The sequence below is a fragment of the Wolbachia endosymbiont of Listronotus oregonensis genome (genome assembly GCF_031205055.1).
GTDB lineage: Bacteria > Pseudomonadota > Alphaproteobacteria > Rickettsiales > Anaplasmataceae > Wolbachia.
Map to the genome: position 1 here is coordinate 837,367 of NZ_CP102118.1, position 15,474 is coordinate 852,840.

General features: G+C 37.1%; 18 protein-coding genes and 3 pseudogenes. All 21 read right to left on the minus strand.

Features of this window, described 5'->3' with window-relative positions; genetic code table 11:
• Positions 1–28 precede the first annotated feature (28 nt).
• Entirely contained in the window at positions 29–988 is a 960-nt protein-coding gene (locus NMD99_RS04200) for a phage late control D family protein (RefSeq protein ID WP_264688179.1), read from the minus strand.
• The gene (locus tag NMD99_RS04205; RefSeq protein ID WP_373457537.1) at positions 988–1,194 is read right to left on the minus strand and encodes a tail protein X; all 207 of its coding nucleotides are present in this window, start codon (positions 1,192–1,194) and stop codon (positions 988–990) included. Before NMD99_RS04205 ends, NMD99_RS04200 begins: the two co-directional genes overlap by 1 nt.
• Positions 1,191–1,535: a phage tail protein gene (locus NMD99_RS04210; RefSeq protein ID WP_264735750.1), complete on the minus strand. Its 345-nt coding sequence runs from the start codon at positions 1,533–1,535 to the stop codon at positions 1,191–1,193. Before NMD99_RS04210 ends, NMD99_RS04205 begins: the two co-directional genes overlap by 4 nt.
• Complete coding sequence (locus tag NMD99_RS04215) at positions 1,536–3,143, minus strand: phage tail tape measure protein (RefSeq protein ID WP_309165592.1); 1,608 nt, start codon at positions 3,141–3,143, stop codon at positions 1,536–1,538. It abuts the gene before it with no gap.
• A 23-nt stretch (positions 3,144–3,166) separates the two neighbouring features.
• The gene (locus NMD99_RS04220; protein ID WP_309165593.1) at positions 3,167–3,925 is read right to left on the minus strand and encodes a phage tail tape measure protein; all 759 of its coding nucleotides are present in this window, start codon (positions 3,923–3,925) and stop codon (positions 3,167–3,169) included.
• A 109-nt stretch (positions 3,926–4,034) separates the two neighbouring features.
• Positions 4,035–4,292: a phage tail assembly protein gene (locus NMD99_RS04225; protein WP_309165594.1), complete on the minus strand. Its 258-nt coding sequence runs from the start codon at positions 4,290–4,292 to the stop codon at positions 4,035–4,037.
• Between the two features lie 132 nt (positions 4,293–4,424).
• Positions 4,425–4,718, minus strand: coding sequence for a type II toxin-antitoxin system RelE family toxin (locus tag NMD99_RS04230; RefSeq protein ID WP_319803107.1), 294 nt, complete (start codon positions 4,716–4,718; stop codon positions 4,425–4,427).
• Between the two features lie 3 nt (positions 4,719–4,721).
• The gene (locus NMD99_RS04235; RefSeq protein ID WP_309165595.1) at positions 4,722–4,943 is read right to left on the minus strand and encodes a hypothetical protein; all 222 of its coding nucleotides are present in this window, start codon (positions 4,941–4,943) and stop codon (positions 4,722–4,724) included.
• A 76-nt stretch (positions 4,944–5,019) separates the two neighbouring features.
• Positions 5,020–5,526, minus strand: a complete 507-nt coding sequence (locus tag NMD99_RS04240; protein WP_309165596.1) for a phage major tail tube protein — start codon at positions 5,524–5,526, stop codon at positions 5,020–5,022.
• A 31-nt stretch (positions 5,527–5,557) separates the two neighbouring features.
• The gene (locus NMD99_RS04245; protein ID WP_309165597.1) at positions 5,558–6,706 is read right to left on the minus strand and encodes a phage tail sheath subtilisin-like domain-containing protein; all 1,149 of its coding nucleotides are present in this window, start codon (positions 6,704–6,706) and stop codon (positions 5,558–5,560) included.
• Positions 6,707–6,730: 24 nt separating this feature from the next.
• Positions 6,731–7,105: pseudogene (locus NMD99_RS04250) on the minus strand (hypothetical protein); the annotation flags it as partial.
• A 503-nt stretch (positions 7,106–7,608) separates the two neighbouring features.
• Positions 7,609–7,956: a transposase gene (locus NMD99_RS04255; RefSeq protein ID WP_309165599.1), complete on the minus strand. Its 348-nt coding sequence runs from the start codon at positions 7,954–7,956 to the stop codon at positions 7,609–7,611.
• A complete protein-coding gene (locus NMD99_RS04260) occupies positions 7,953–8,627 on the minus strand; it encodes an IS110 family transposase (RefSeq protein ID WP_309165601.1) in 675 nt (224 codons plus the stop codon). Before NMD99_RS04260 ends, NMD99_RS04255 begins: the two co-directional genes overlap by 4 nt.
• Before the next feature lie 120 nt (positions 8,628–8,747).
• Positions 8,748–8,942: pseudogene (locus NMD99_RS04265) on the minus strand (hypothetical protein); the annotation flags it as partial.
• 22 nt (positions 8,943–8,964) lie between these two features.
• The gene (locus NMD99_RS04270) at positions 8,965–10,617 is read right to left on the minus strand and encodes a hypothetical protein (protein WP_309165602.1); all 1,653 of its coding nucleotides are present in this window, start codon (positions 10,615–10,617) and stop codon (positions 8,965–8,967) included.
• Positions 10,614–10,799, minus strand: coding sequence for a hypothetical protein (locus tag NMD99_RS04275; protein WP_264688187.1), 186 nt, complete (start codon positions 10,797–10,799; stop codon positions 10,614–10,616). The genes NMD99_RS04270 and NMD99_RS04275 overlap by 4 nt, the downstream gene beginning before the upstream one ends.
• Positions 10,799–11,991: pseudogene (locus tag NMD99_RS04280) on the minus strand (hypothetical protein). The gene NMD99_RS04275 and the pseudogene NMD99_RS04280 overlap by 1 nt, the downstream one beginning before the upstream one ends.
• Positions 11,992–12,002: 11 nt before the next feature.
• On the minus strand, positions 12,003–13,931 hold the full coding sequence (locus NMD99_RS04285) for a DUF4815 domain-containing protein (protein ID WP_309165604.1): 1,929 nt from the start codon (positions 13,929–13,931) through the stop codon (positions 12,003–12,005).
• A 17-nt stretch (positions 13,932–13,948) separates the two neighbouring features.
• Positions 13,949–14,635, minus strand: a complete 687-nt coding sequence (locus tag NMD99_RS04290) for a hypothetical protein (protein WP_265016585.1) — start codon at positions 14,633–14,635, stop codon at positions 13,949–13,951.
• 124 nt (positions 14,636–14,759) lie between these two features.
• Complete coding sequence (locus NMD99_RS04295) at positions 14,760–14,963, minus strand: hypothetical protein (protein ID WP_309165605.1); 204 nt, start codon at positions 14,961–14,963, stop codon at positions 14,760–14,762.
• Positions 14,960–15,457 carry a hypothetical protein gene (locus NMD99_RS04300; protein ID WP_309165606.1) on the minus strand — a complete coding sequence of 166 codons (498 nt, stop codon included), beginning with the start codon at positions 15,455–15,457 and terminating at the stop codon, positions 14,960–14,962. Before NMD99_RS04300 ends, NMD99_RS04295 begins: the two co-directional genes overlap by 4 nt.
• Positions 15,458–15,474: the final 17 nt, after the last annotated feature.

A 15,474-nucleotide genomic window follows, 5' to 3' on the forward strand; every position in this document is an offset into this window, starting at 1 on the left:
CGTATAGCAATTGTTTGTTGAATTTTTCTTAATTAATTCTGCTTATCGCTGCTTCTATTGTAGTTTGGTATCCCCTATTATCTAAAATATGCTCCGCCCTTTCTATTACCCATTCGCCATCTATTTCTTGGCAAAACCCTGATAAGTTAATTTTAGCTTCTGCAAATAACTCTGGATTGCCAGGTATTGTCACGTTTAATTTTGCTTCATTTTGCTTTAATCGTCTGAGCTTAGCGCTTGCTGCATTGATCGCTGATTCTGCAGTAGGATAAAGCTTATATATCGGATAACTTGGTTCTTCATTGCCTACTTTTTCTTCTATGGTTTCTCCTCTTTCATAGCTGTACCATTTTGCTATAACTGATCCATATTTACTACGTACATTAAAATTTACTTTCCAATTTATTACATCTTTAGGTGTAAGTACTGTTGTACCTAAAACCTTCTCTGTTGCTGATTTTCCTCCTCCTTTGGGAATAAAAATTATGTGTCCTCCTATAGGTTTTACCGTTGCTTCATGTTCATCTCCTATCCTTTTCAAAAAATTCATATCACTTTCATCTGTTTGAGTGATGTGTGATATAAATATATCTTCAAATTTTTGCGCAATTTTAGCTTCATATCCGTGCTTTTTTGTTATCTCTCTTACTAAATCACCTAAAGTAATTTCTTTCCATTCTTTTGATGTTTTTTCTTTCAGCGATCCTCTTAAGTTTGCTGCTTGGCATTTGACCCTTAAAATCTGTGGTGGACTTTGTATAGTGATCTCACTTGCTGTATAAACCCCCATAGACAATAGCCCGGTCTCTTTATACCCCAGAAAAACTTTCAACTCACCCTTGAGTTCATTACTTCCATATTCAAGACATATTTCAGCTTCATCACTCGTTGTCCCTGATTCATCAGTAATATGCAGAGATATTAAGCTACTCCTTAAGGCCTCTGTAATAGAGTTATTTTCTGCTATTATGTTAAAATCTGGCTTCATTAATCTAAAATTTTTACAACAGACTTCTGTGATATCTTTTGAATCTTAGGCAACTTAATTTTCAACCCTGCAGGCAAAAAGCTTCCATACTCTGCAAGTCCAGGATTTTTTTCCAAGACCACTTCCACTGCTCCACTACTGTAACCATAATGCCTCCAACAAATATAATCCAGCATTTCTTTATCCTTGGTAAAATAGTAAATCACTTGTTGTAGCTTTTTAACTTCAATTGAAACTCGATCTTTCTTGGTAGTCCACAAGGAAGATATGATCTCTGTCTTTCTTCTATATGAGTAATCACAAAGTTTCCTAGTACCTCTGAACCATAAACTAAAACATTTGGTTCTTTGATGTCACGCATATTTCTTAGTTGTTCTAAACTACTATTTTGACGATGTGGATAAATCACTCCTGTTAAATCAATATTCTCAATTCCTGAGCCGATATTCTGCAGTGATGTCTTCTCGATACATTCAATTGTATGCCACCTATGCTCTTTACTACGCCTGAGGCTCACTGGATCAAATTTAAATTGCCCAAGTAACACTTAATTTATTTCCTCCACAACATCAAAAAGAGCCCCTCTTGCTTGTTCTCTAAATCTTTCTATTACTGCATCAGCAATGCTACGGGCGCCTTGGTTAGGCTCTGCTTTCACATTTATGTTAAACGTTTGATGAAAGGTTTGGTTGTATGTTTTTAATTCTTTTTTCTCAAATCTACTTTTCTCAAATGCTTTATCAATTTTGTTTTGATTATCTTCTATGGATTTTTTCTCCTCGATAACACTTTTGATTTTTACATTATTCTTGCTCCTCTCAGACATTTCTTTAATCGCACTATTATTTGACAAATTACTAGAAATGCTGCTCTTAAGGGGAGTATGTATTTCAGCAACAATACTTTTTCTTTTTTCAAATTCTTTCAGTGGACTATTTTCGGCAACCTTTCCAAATATGCTACCAACAGTATTTCCCATCCATGAAAACATTTCTCCGATGGGCTTTATTATCGATTTTATATATTCCCAAAAACTAGCAAAGAAGCTCTTTACTTTTCCCCAGTTACTAATCACAAGTATTGCACCAGATATAAGTAAAGCAATAATAGCTCCTATAGGGTTACTCACTATTGCCGCCGTCAAAAATCTCACTCCTGCTGTGACTGCTGGAATAGCTGATGTTGCTAGGCTCAGAGTCGTAGCTTTTAAAACACTCAGTCCAGTAATTACTGCTGGAATAGCGTATGTCGATAGAACAGAAAATGCTGCTATTGCTTTTGCTGCTAAACTCCAAGCTGTTCCCATAAATAAACTAAGTATGTAACCACCACCTACTAATAGAACTTTAAGACTTATTAGTGCTGCTATGGTACCCATGATTGCTGTAGTTACAGTGGGATATTTTTCTGCAAATGAGGCTATATGTTCACTTACCCATTTTAACCTTTCAGCTATAGGTTTTAAAATAGGTAACATCACTGAACCCAGATTCATTCCTACTTCTGCTATTGAATTTTTTAGCAATCGCAATTGGTTGGCTGTAGTACTCACACGGTCATTAAATTCTTCCTGCAATGAATTTGCACGTTCCCCTTCATCAGCTAATAAATCCAGCACCTTTTCATATACTTTTGAGTTTTCAAGTAGTAGCGCTATATCATCTTCTGCTCCCTGTTGGAAGAGCTTTAGCAGAATGCCAGCCCGATCATGTTTATCTATTTTTTTTAAAATTTCAAAAAAATCTAGTAGTGCTTTGTGAGGGTTTTCCTTGATACTCTCTTCAAGCTCTTCTATATCTATCCCGATTTCTTCTAGTGTTTCTCTAAATTCATCTTCTTGCTTCCCTGCCGTTTGAAGTTTAACCAGCATACCACTTATCATTTCTGCTGCTTTTTTGGGTTGTTTTCCTAAACTAATGAAGGCGTTTAATAAACCAGCTATCTGATCAACATTCAAACCAAACTGTTTTGCTGCCCCGCCAGCTATCGTCATTGCTGCCATCAGATCTTTTGCCTCAACAGTAGTATTACTTGATAGATGATTTATCGTATCTCCCCACTCTTTTAGATCTTCTATTTTTGTTCCAAAAATTTTATAGAGCTTGCTAGCAGCACTTCCTACTTCTTCTGCGGTCATACCAAAATTTACTGCCATTTTCGATACTGTTTCTGTAAATTCTAGAAGATCTTTTTTTCTTCAATACCAAGTCGAGCACCACTTGTAGTTATTTGTGCTAACTCTGCAGCAGATAGTGGTATTGTACGGGATAACTCCTTTATTCCCTGGCCAAGTTCCATAAATCCTCTATCATTGGCTTCCTTCTCTTTAGAAAATTTTTTCACTGCCCTGATATCAGCCATAACACTTTCAAAATCAATTGCAGCTTTAAATGGAGTTCCAAATGTTAATGCAAGTGCCCCTGTTTCTAGTAATTGTGATTTAAAGTGTGTCCTTTGTGCTGAAAATCTCTGGTATGCTTTGGTAGCAAAGTTTAACTTACTATATTGACTTCTCAGCCTACCTACAGAAGCACCTAGTTTATCTTGATCTCTTATCAAAGACTGTATATTCTTTCCACTTTTCTTAAATTCTTCACTGAGCGCATGTAAAGTGTCTCTCTTCTGTAAGTACGCTGTTTTGGCCTTTATTGCCGATTCCTTAGCCTTATCAAACTGAGCCTTTAAATCTTTACTTGGCTTTGCTGTTGTTTTCATTTGCTTAGCCAAGGACGTTACTTGCACTTCTAAGCCTTTCCAGGATCTCTTGGCAACTAATGTGTTACGACTTAACTCCTTAAATTTTGATACCGATTTCATCGATGCATCAAGTTGCCTTATTGTACCCCCAAGACGGGAAAGTTGAGCACTACTTCCTGCCATTGCGCTATTAAAGCTACCATCTAGTATTGCACCTATTTTTACTGATAATGTTGACATTTAAACTCTCCCGCAGCTTTGGCCCATAAAATAAATTCGTTTATTTCCATCTCAAGTACCTGCTCAATTCCGCCACCTACAACAGAACAGAGCATTAGTACATTTAATCTTAAGTTCTTTGTGTAACCGATGGAAAAAAATCTTTCAACGCTTCCTGTATTTTCATGTAGTCTGCAAAATATAACTCCCAAATTGTTTCTTTTGTTACAGATGCAAGGTTTGCTATTAATCCAACTTCTTTTTCAAAATCACTACTACCGGCACGTTCCATTGCTAGGAAGTCTCTTACTTTGACTGGTCTAAAAGTTAATTCCGAAACCGGAGTTCCATCTACTGTTATTGGGTTATCAAGTTTTACTGTTGTCATGTTTCCCCCTAAAAGTTAATTAAATAAAAGTCTTCGTGGCTTTTACATAACTAATTTTTTACTTGAATTGCAGAAGTTGTGTTTTATTGAAGTGACCACACCTTTTCTAAACTTTTTCAACAAAAAATATATTTAAAGTTTTGGTAGTAAGTCTAACAATCCTGCCCGTTTATAAATGTTATCTCTATGTCCTGCTGTAACGAGAAATACTTTGCGTTTTGGAATATTCACACGATAGATAAGGCGATAGTTATCAAATCTCAGTCTTCTATATCCTCGTAACTTGCCACGTAATGGTTTACCAGCTTTATTTGGGTTAACTTTGAGTTCCTTTTCTATAGCTTCTTCAATACCCAATCTTATTTCTTCTGGTAAAGCTGGAAAATCCTTTTTAGCATACCTCTTTAAGAGTTCAATTTCGTAAATACTTTATCCCCTCTTGAAGTCTTCATACTTAATTGTTTCTGCGTCTGGAACATCACTCTCCTTGACAGTATCAGATAACGCAATCTCCTCTATCTCACATTCAATTCCTTCTATGATTAGCCTTTTTGCTAATTCTTGAATAGGCTCCTTGGTAACTTCAGCTAATCTAGTAAGGTGATGTGAAGTTTTTGGGTCAAGTGCTATGTTAATTCCTAAGTCTGCCATATGTTTTACCAAAATATACCACAATAATTATACAACATTTCTCTGAATTTTTCAATAAAAAAATATGTAAACTACATCAAATTCCTAAAACTGCTTGTAACAAAGCCATCTGGTCAACACCATTAATCTTGCGAATCATGTTCTCAGCATCGATTTCGATAAGTTCTCTAGTACCGATAGTAAGTTTGTAATAATGCGCAGCTACGGTACACTTCAGCGTTGCTTTTTCAGCCGGCTTCCAACTGCCAAAATCAAACTCTTTAAATATTCCCCTAAGGTTGATAATTACTCCTTCAATATCATTACTTCCACTGCCTTGAAGACCACCCCTTAGCGTCAAAGAAACCGAATTTCCATCTATTAAACCAAACAGCCTAAAAAGCTCTGAATCATATTCGGCAAAAGTAAAATCAGCTTCGAGCTTTTCCATGCCCATATCGATATTTATTGGAATATCCATACCACCAGCTCTATATTCTTCGGTTTTTATCGTAAGTTTTGGCAAGGTTACTTCATCTATTTTTCCTGCATATCCTCGGCCATCAACAAATACGTTAAAATTCTTTAAAATCTTTGGTAACATCTTTTTCCCCTTCTTTTCCCCTTTGTAAAATTTACAATATTTCGCTATTCACGAGATGCGAACGGAAAGTAATCTGTTCAGCCGGATATGGTGGTGTAAACTCAAAGTCAAAATACACTTTCCCGCTTGCAATATTTGCCGGTGTATTTAACTCTGGTGTCGCATAACATCTTCCATTGATAATTGCTCCTTGGGCTTTTAAATGGGCAAGATAAGAATTCACCCCCTCAATCACATCATCTATATAAGTTTTGGTGATATTTCGATCAACTGCCCATAAATGAGCTCGCAGTAGACTATCATTGATTAGATCTGCAGTACGCCTCACCGACAGAAAAGCCCATCTTTCATCGTTTGAACATGTCCTATTTCCCCAGAGTCTGTAGCCATTTTGATGGATTATCGTTGTTACTTCATTTTCATTTAAGTGGTTTGCTCGACAACTTGTATCACCGAGGGTAAAATCAATAGCCCTACTTGTCCCAACAATACCATTTATCTCTTTATTTGAAGGTGATTGCCAAAAGCCTTGCTCACTATCTACTTTGGCTATTAAACCAGCTACAAATGGGCTTGGCGGTTTTTCTTCCCCTTCAAACACTTTAACCCATGGATCAACTACGTAAACTCTTGAGCTACCTACACTTTTTCTCCACTTTATTGCTTCTTCATCATTGGTATTTGGCCCATCTGCTACTATTATTGCTCTTAGCTTTTCTGCTATAGGAATTAAAGCGCTAATCACTGGATTTACAGACCCTTCGCTATCTGTTTCGGGTAATTGATGAGTAAACTGAGGGGCAATCAGTATTCTTGGCGCAACATTGACTATACTTTCACTGCTGAGGAATGCTTGAATCCCTTGATATTCCCCGGTTTCTTCATCAACTCCTCCAATGATGTTTTTCAGCGTCTCTTCTGATTCCTCAACTCGAATAACTACTACTGTTGCACCAGCTTGGGAAAATATTCCATTTACTGCAGACGGCAAAGTTCCTCTTTTTCCAAGTTTTGCTGCCTCTTTTAAGCTTCCCGCTATTAATACTGGACTATTGAGTGGAAACTTTTGCTCGTCAGCATCAGGCGCAGTACCAATTACACCTATCACTGATGATTTTGCTGTGCATACTGTTCTTGCTCCAGAGGTAACCTCTATAACATTTATCCCATGTAAAAACATCTTTCCCCCCTTTTTCCCCTTACTTTACGAAGTGCCCTTTTCTAAAACCTTTTGCATTCTTTGTTTAAAATCGTCGAGCAAAGCCTGTAGCTCTACTTCACTTTTGACTTCTTCAATTTTCCTCTTGGCTATATCTTCCAATTCTTCACATTTGGCTATTGCTTTTTTTGCTTTTTCCTTAATTATTCTTGCCATTTCTACTACTGAAATTTCACGGACTTTTGCTAAAGGTTCTACGATTTCTGCATCTTTTTCGTCTATAGATTCTGGTGCTGCTAAAATGTTCTCTGCGGCTTTTGCTTGTATTTCATACGACTTAGACTTCTGATGAGAATATCCTGTGTATTGGTGAGTATAGTTATCATAATAAGCACGAAGACTAGAAAATGCAGAAAGTTCTCTAATTGCATAAAAGTCAATAATAATTTTTTATATCATTAAAAATATTTTCTGACATCAAGCCTGGCTATAGTACAAATTTTATCTGCTATTATATTATCTTACTCAACTACAAATCGCTTTATTGGCAAAAAAACACCTGTACTAAATTTTTAATGACCTTTCTAAATCAATATAGTTAATGAATATGTGGATAAGTACGTCCACACACATTAAAAGTACTTATTCACATATTCATTAAACTCATAAAAATTAAGGTGTCATACTTTCCTCATAATCCTAGTGATTTTACATAAGTTAAAGTAGCATGCTTCCAAAGTTCTCTCCGCGGTCCAATATGGCTAAAACTTTAGTTCGCCAAGCCGCACTATACTTGTTAGGCGGAAGTGGACGGCAACATGTTTCGCACGAAGTCTAAGCTTCACTTTCTGCTCTTGCTTGTCCCTTCCATCGGCATTACTATCTTCACTTTCAATAAAACTATTGTTCTATACTCCTCTTGTTTATTGATAACAAAATTCTGTTTTATCAACCAACATCCTGTGCATAATTACAGCTAATTTTCTCGCTACTGCTACAATTGCTTTTTTCATCCCTTTTTTCTTTGCTAGCTTTAATCCCCAGCTTTTTAACTTAAATTTCTTCTTATTGACTACAAGTAAGACTTGTGCAGCCTCATACAACATACTTCTGCACTCCACTGGTCCCATTTTTGATATACTGCCATGATGATTAACCTCCCCAGAAGCGTACTGCCTTGGTGTCAATCCTATATAGGCTCCAACTGTATAAGATGTTTCAAATCTATATGGATTATCTATTGCAGCTTTAAATGTCATTGCTACTATCATACCAACTCCTGGGTAGTAGTTAACAATTTGCAATCTTCGTCTTTTTCGCCTTGTCCTGAAAGTATTTTGTCAAGTTTTCTTATTGATTCTTCTATTGTTTCCAAACTACAAACTAATGCTTCTATTGAACTCCTACTGATTTCATCCAAATTATTCATTGCATCTTGTATTCTTAAGGCAAAAATTTCAAATTTTGCTCCTTTACCGAGCTTTATTCCATATATCTTCAATAATCCTCTTATTGTTCCAATGATTTGCTGCTTGTTGCATATTAACTGCCTTCTGCTTCCAAGCGCTACCTTAATTTTGCAAGATTCGTCTGATTTTACCAATACTTCTTTGTATAACCCAGCTCTCATCATTTGTGCTATACCTCTTGCATCATTTTTATCATTCTTATTGATCCTTGCAGATAATGCTGCTGCCATATGTCTTGCATCTACACAAATTACTGGTAATCCAAAATTCCTTAATTCTTTGCACATTGATATTGATAGCTGTCCACTTTCTATCCCTATCACTTCATATTCTTTGTCTTGGCCAAGCAAGCACTTAGCTATTGCATCACTCTCACTTGCAACAACTTCTTCTTTAATAATTTTTCCTTTCTCATCAACGATACTGATAAAAGTTTCTTTGAGTGAGACATCTAATCCGCTATAATATTTCATGAGACTACTCCTACTATAAAAGTTTAAATTATTTTTGAAGAACTTATTCTACTGAATTTGTTACTTCGCGCCAAAATAATGGAGTATGTCTCTCCATTATTCAACAGCAATTACAGTATGTTTCGCATTTTCCAATAATTCCAGCTCAATATCTTCTTGACTCCTTTCAACAATTTTCCCTCCTTCTGTTAACCGATAACTCTTTTGCCAGTCGAAATTCTTTGGCGCTTCGTACCAATCATTCCCAGTTGGCTTGCTTTCAAGCGTTGTTGTTTCAATTTGCTTGTTGTTTTCAAAATGAATATAAATTGGCATTGGTTTTCTCCGTTTTCTGGTATCAATTCCAGATTTTGTGGGTGGCATCTAATCCTGGACATTGCCAAGCTCGTAGCGTTCTTTCTACATCGATTTCAAGCCCTGCAGTTAAAAAGTTGTTACGTATGTTATAAATTCCCCACTGGATAAATTGACCATAGGTATATACATCACCTGAAAACGCACCTTCACTAACTTTTGTTCTGGAATGTAGATAAGATGATGTATAAAGTAACACTGCAACCGTTTTTCCTGCTGGAATTTCTACATTGCCAGATGCGGCAAATTTGCTATTAGAACTCGCATATTTGTAAACATTTTTCCACATTATTTTTGAAATTCTTGATTTACTAGCATTGGTATTATCAGGGGTTCCCACAAATGCTCCTGCTCCTTCATATCCTGAACTCCAATAAGATGTACCAACAAAGTTTAATGTTCTTGTTATATCCCTACTTGTGGTGTTTTTTACAAACATTACTCCAAGTGCAGCACACGGGTAGTAATATATCTGATTATGACTACTCGAAAAACTGTTTGTATACAACTCTCCGTAAATAAATGTACCTTTACTTCCCTCTATAAAACTCAATTGTCTTGGCCGATAAAAACTAACGTAACTTGTATCGTATGTATGGCTACCCGCAAGTAATTGCAACATGTAATCGGTTTTTGTTATATCACCGCTCCATCCACCTAACTCAGTTGTGAAAATTCCGTGACCATAGTAATTATTTCCTCTACTTAGTACTCCAAACAAGAAAGGTAATGACCCTGGTTCAACCATATTTCGATTTTTTACTTCTTTCATGATTGACGACCCACTTGGTACATCATTGATGGAGTTAAATTTGGTTGTCAGTGTTTTTAGCTGGTCTTCCCTGGTTTTTACCTCCTTCATAATCGATGAACCACTTGGCACATCATTGATGGAGTTAAATTTGGTTGTCAGTGTTTTTAGCTGGTCTTCCCTGGTTTTTACCTCCTTCATAATTGATGAACCGCTTGGCAAATCATTGATGGAGTTAAATTTGGTTGTTAGTGTTTTTAGCTGGTCTTCCCTGGTTTTTATTTCCTTCATGATCGATGAACCATCTGGCACATCATTTACACCACGAAAATCTTCTACTAAACCTTTAAGACCATCTTTATGATTGTTGCTAATACTGTTTATTGCCGCAATATTGGTATTTTTACGAGTATCAAGTAGCGATACATATGAATCTGATGACGCTTTTAAAGTATCCAGGGTATTAGTTTTTAGCGTATTGATCTCATTTACAGACTCTGTCTTTGCTCCAGTTATCGCTGATATTGAATTTTCCTTGTTAGTATTTATATCATTCAAGTGCGATCTTGCAGCGTTTAGAAGTTCTTTCAACTTTTCATCTGTCATCTGCACAATTTCAGACACTGCACTTTTGTCGACTATTGATTCCAATGCTTTAGCAAGATATGCTAACTGATCTGGTGTACTATTTGCTGCTAAATCCTTAAGCCTTCCTTGTAGTGCATCAATTATTTCTTTTATTGTGGTCATTTGCACAACGTTGGAAATAGCTTTTTTATCTATTATCAATTCCAACGATTTCGCAAGATACGCCAGTTGATCGGGTGTGCTATTTGCTGCTAAATCCTTTATCCTTTGGTGTAATGCTTCTATTGCTTCTTTCATTCCCAAAAATTCAAAAAAGTTTCAAATCTAAATCGTTCAAAATTATTTTTAAGTTCATCTTCTCTTTCACTCATATCTTCATCTATCTTTTCTATGGCTCTGCGTATACGTACTACATCTTCTACAGCTATGTTCTCTGGATGCGGCAAAGGATATCCTCTTTTGGTCTCTTCGTTTGGCATTACGTGATAATTACTCGTAGATTCTTCACCTTTGGACGATAGACAACCGTTCCGCTAAGCACTAATTTTACCCTTGTCTCATTACCATTAAAATTTGATAGCACGTGAGTTCTTTCCACCCAATTTTCTCCGATTGGTTTTCCTGTTGTTAAATTTACTAACTGCCATTTTTCTCCTTTTTCCACCCCCTTCTGCACATATGCTTTAACGTCTGCAGTACCAGGTATCAGCGCATCATAGGTAATTGTTATCTTAGTGTTGGAACCTGCTGTAATGCTCCTAGTTACATAATCTCCGGACTCTGAAATATTCCCCATAACTAGCTGTAACCCAGGGTAGAGAACTGGACTTTTTTTCCCGATCCTTTGAGCGCTACTTTTACCGTTAATTCTCCACTTATTCTTGCGCGCAGTGCGAGCGGCAAATTATCAGACAGAAAATTTTCTTCTCCTTTCTCATCTGTTAAGATAAATTCTACATTAGTATCAAAACCCACTTTTTCTATGTTGGTTAGAGCGATTAAGTCTGATGTATTATTTGCAGTAACTTTGCCAAGATCAATAACGTGAAAACTTTCAGTAAATTTCGCTGCTAAAAGTCGAAAGGTAAGGTCAAAATTCTGATGCGGTGTCCACGTACTTGCATTGCTCGATGACAGTAATACTCCCACCTGATAAGGCTGACTGGTTACCCAACGGCTGTTTACTGCATCATATTTGCTGAGTTCTGCTATCTTTACCGCTGTATCTGCATCATCAGTCAGTAAAACTATCGCATACTCTTGCCCTCCATGGCAAAATACTGGTGACCAAGTTATACGTGTTGCTGTGCCATCAGTATTGATCTTAGTTGGCTCGATGGAATTTTCAGCGATAACTGTTTGCGAGGGCACTCCAACTGTTGTTTCCCGAATCTGCACAACAACACGTCTTTTGCCGCTATTTGTAAACCATAGCTCTACACCTCCTATATGCCTACTCTCATCCAAGGTAAATGTCTGTGCTAAAGGATCAACACGTTTGCTGGAAAAAACTCTTCTTCGTTCTTCTATGGTAATAGTTTTTTTACCAGTATATGTTGCTTCTCCATAGCTTCCTTTATCCCCATAAAACTGTACTAATTTAGTACCTGCTGGAATATTTGCCGGTACTTTCACCTTTCCCTTTAATTTTCCCTGGTTGTTAGCTTCCACTTTTTTTTCCCCTATGCCACGGGTTGAATGACGATGCCATCGAATTTTATCTCTTTAAGCTTCTCATTTGGCTCAAAACCTTCGATCTCAAAATCTTGTATTGCTTCTCTCATAAACTCTTCCTCTTTTGTACTACTGGATAAAAGTTCAGAAACTTCAGAAGTAGTAAATTCTCTTGTCACTGGACTTGACCAATTGGTCTTTACCTTGGTCCAGTGATCGATGTTTTTGTTCATGGTAACTTTTGCCGGTACTGGATCAAATGCCTGATAAGGATTTATCTTCATCTCTTTAGTTTGTAAAAGCTGCTCAAGCACTGGCTCAAGTTCATACGGCAATAAATAAGGTTCCTTACCTCTTTCAACATCAATAATTTCCACGTTTATCGGCAATATCAGTTCCTTATTTACTATTGCTGCAAACTGAACAATTCCTTGATCGCGCATATCATCATCAAAGAAGGGATCGACAAATACTCCTTTTTTAGTGGTAGGCTCTCTTGAATTTGCATCACTGCGTAGACGCTCCTCTGCAAAGAGTGCATAAAGATCTCTTATTCCACTCTTCATTGCTTCCAATTCGTTCATCGGTACTGCATGGATAGCATTATTCACTACTTTTATTTTCCCCTCTTCCCCTTCTTTCCACGTTTGGTGAATGTAGCAAAGTAGCAATTGTCCGCTAGGGGCTTTTGGCATTGATGGTCTCCAAGGGTGGGCAATTCCCTTTATTCTCCTTATCACCCCTTTTGCATCTAGAGTGATTAAATCAAAGCGGGGCATCTTCCAGGTGTAATCAACTGAAACTAAACTGCCATCCACTGCTCCCTTTATTTTACATCCTTGTTCATCCACATCTTCAGGGCTAACATGAGTGCGAAAGCGGTAGGTTATCAGGTAACTGCTTCCTGGCGCTGGTTCCTTTCCCGGTAATGACCAATCAACATTTCCTCCACTGAGCTTGTAATCTGTACTATTTTCATAAATTACATCTCCTTGCTTAACTTGAATAATCTCCTGAACTGCAGAGTCAGGTATCGGATCAACAACTCCAGAATATGAACCGTGAGTAACGGCAAATGTTTTCTGAACAGTTATATCTATCCTTTTTATCTCACTAACCGGAAAATCATGAACTTTCAGTTCCATTACTCTTTGGCTATTTGGCTGAAAGGTGTGAAATTCTGATTTAACTGTTTTTATGTCTGGATCTTCATCAAAATAAACACGAATACTGTGAGGAAGTTCAATCTCATAGCCATCAATATGAGCTTTTCCCTCATTAATCACAAATATTTGTGCCCCTCTTTCTCCCCCTTTTTCTTCCCTCTGTAAAAACATTACTTCTAGGCCATTTACTACGTAGGAACCATTTGCCTCTTTGTCATAACGAGCAAGAGCTGTAGTTACTATGTTTGCTTGTGGTGGCGGTGAATGTTCTACCAACACTCCGTTTTCAATGTTATAGATTGGATAAAACTCTCCTGTAGAAAAACGTGGAAAAAAACCTTCAGATTGATAACCCCAAATGGTGGAAACTTTAAGCCTTGCAGCTCCAACTTCTTGATAATTACGTGTACCAACTGCAGGATCACGAAGATTTTCATCCTCAAGTTCTGTAATGGTAGATTCTACGTAATAAACACCTATGCGAACTGTAGTATTCAGTGGAATAGTAAATTCTTCTTTTTCAACTTTTCTAACCGCTCCACGAAGATAGATTTTTCCTGCTTCAAGTGTAACTTTTTCCCCGTCTATGATACAATTGCTTCCCGTTATAATATCACCATCACGAAATATCGCATCTCCTATGCCTTTGAGCCTCAAAAGAGCATAATCTTGAATCTCATTTAATTCTGCTGACTGCAAACCTCTTCCTGCTAAGAATAAACTTTTCTCGTATTCTTTGTCAGAGCGATTATAATAGTTATTCAGGGTCATTTTATCTCAAGAAATTGTCAGAATGTAACAACAAATGAAAAAGTTTCACGGGTTGCTGCAGTTCTAATAAGTGGTACCGTGTGTTCTAAAACTAACAAAATTCCCGGGTCTTCTATGTCCTTTGGTTCAAAATATCTCTGCCCAGGAGATAAATTTTCCCTAAGCTTTGTACCAACCATAACCCCTAGTTCCCTTATCACTTGATTTGCTGCGTCCGTGAAATCGAAAGTGAATTTAAGGTAGAGATTGTTGGTTGGTACAGCGGAAGATTTAAACCTTCCAGAGGGAGTAACAAGCTCTCCATTCTCATCACCAACACAGAAGAGTATCTCATCAACAACACGACGTCCAACTTCCTTGAGTAATGTTGCAGAAGTAATGAGTTCTGGTGATGTATCTTGAGTATACTCTATGGTAACTGCACCATCTGCTGCAATAGAACCATTTGCCGTACGTTTAATTACACCAGTACTGCTATCAACTGTATAGTCTATACTTGGCTGATAAGTTGTCTGTCCTGTAAAAACTTTTACGTTTTTAATAGTGGTGTGATCAAGCTTTATTTCGCCATCAAGGGTGAAAAAATTCTCTACTTTATGGTGACTTTCCCAGCTTTCATCACCCGTTCCCCAGGCAAGATGTATAACTTGCTCTTTTATACTTGCTGCTATTGCTGCTCTTCCCGTTTGGGTGAGAATTGACATGTTTGATCCCTCTACTATATATATACCGTGTTTCCCATGGGTTTTTATGAAAAAAGTGGAAAAATTTTTTAAGCACTCATAAATTTCTTTTTCTCACGTCATCTACGGATAGAAGCGGTTTTGCTCAGCTCTTTTTGGTTTTGAGAACCCCTATACAGCGTTCTTTCACAAGTTTAAAATCAAGGTTAGCTAGTTCACAAACAGTTTCAAAAGACTCTGAATTTAACCATTTTATCGCTTCTTCTTTCAGTTTTATGTTTTTTCCTACTGCATCTTTCATAGCCCTCTCAATGACAGCAATCCAGAGCTTCTCCTCGTCGTACTTCAAAACGGAATCCAGTCGATTTCAGTATTTTGATGCTGCTGTGGAGTAATAACTGTAGTGATCTTGTTCTTTTCCCCATACCGATCAGCTTCAATACCTACCTTTGCTCTGAATTCTAAACCATTTAAATCTGCAACTGAGCCAAGCTTACGGGCAAGTACCGCCTTCTCTGAATTATCATGTGGGTGAATATTGCGTGCTGACTCTAAAATGCTTCGAATCATAGCACGACCCATTTCTCCCCAAACATCCTCTCTTTCAACGCTTGCTTTGCCACTTTTAATACCAATTACTTGATAAATCTTACGTTTTGCATATGGCCCTTCAGTGACAGTAAATTCAGCGTTTAAATAGATGCTGCCAGTAGCGTAGCTTTTAGTGAACCAATCTTCATAACCTCCAGGTTTAATGGCCATTTTGACTTTTACCGCTGTACCTTTTGGTATTAAATTACTTTGTGATTTTGCAGTATTAAAATCAGTTAAATCCTGTAACATAAATACTCCCATAATAA